The 200-nt window shown below is 56.0% G+C and carries 1 tRNA gene and 1 rRNA gene; both read right to left on the bottom strand.

The window, feature by feature from the left end:
- Position 1: 1 nt before the first annotated feature.
- A tRNA-Val gene (locus tag ACP3VS_RS24650) sits at positions 2-77 on the bottom strand.
- Positions 78-87: 10 nt separating this feature from the next.
- A 5S ribosomal RNA gene (rrf, locus tag ACP3VS_RS24645) occupies positions 88-200 on the bottom strand; the annotation flags it as partial.

Genomic DNA, 200 nt, shown 5'->3' with positions numbered 1-200 from the left:
ATGGTGGAGGATGACGGGCTCGAACCGCCGACCCTCTGCTTGTAAGGCAGATGCTCTCCCAGCTGAGCTAATCCTCCTGGGTATTATGCCTAGCGACGTCCTACTCTCACAGGGGGAAGCCCCCAACTACCATCGGCGCTAAAGAGCTTAACTTCCGTGTTCGGTATGGGAACGGGTGTGACCTCTTTGCCATCATCACT

This window comes from Lysinibacillus sp. VIII_CA (assembly GCF_049943995.1).
In the GTDB taxonomy this organism is placed as follows: domain Bacteria; phylum Bacillota; class Bacilli; order Bacillales_A; family Planococcaceae; genus Lysinibacillus; species Lysinibacillus pinottii.
Note: the sequence above shows the minus strand (reverse complement) of the source record. Positions and strands in the feature narration are given on the sequence as shown.